Annotated in this window: 1 tRNA gene; it reads right to left on the bottom strand. The window is 54.4% G+C overall.

Features of this window, described 5'->3' with window-relative positions:
* Window positions 1–3 precede the first annotated feature (3 nt).
* Window positions 4–79: transfer RNA gene (locus OGY33_RS00030), tRNA-Ala, on the bottom strand.
* Window positions 80–259 lie beyond the last annotated feature (180 nt).

The following is a 259-nucleotide window of genomic DNA, read 5'->3' as shown; positions in this document are numbered from 1 at the left end:
GGATGGTGGAGCTATGCGGGATCGAACCGCAGACCTCCTGCGTGCAAGGCAGGCGCTCTCCCAGCTGAGCTATAGCCCCATCGTAGTTATCTCATTCACCTTAATTCTTGCTGAGACAAGGCGTGGAGCGGCGAAGCATACTGAAGTATGCGAGTCGTTTCACAACGCGGTATCAGAAAGAATTTGGTAGGCCTGAGTGGACTTGAACCACCGACCTCACCCTTATCAGGGGTGCGCTCTAACCACCTGAGCTACAAGC

It is taken from the genome of Citrobacter sp. Cpo032 (assembly GCF_030332975.1).
GTDB classification, from domain to species: domain Bacteria; phylum Pseudomonadota; class Gammaproteobacteria; order Enterobacterales; family Enterobacteriaceae; genus Citrobacter; species Citrobacter portucalensis.
The sequence above is the reverse complement of the archived record's forward strand: the minus strand, read 5'-3'. Positions and strand labels throughout refer to the sequence as shown.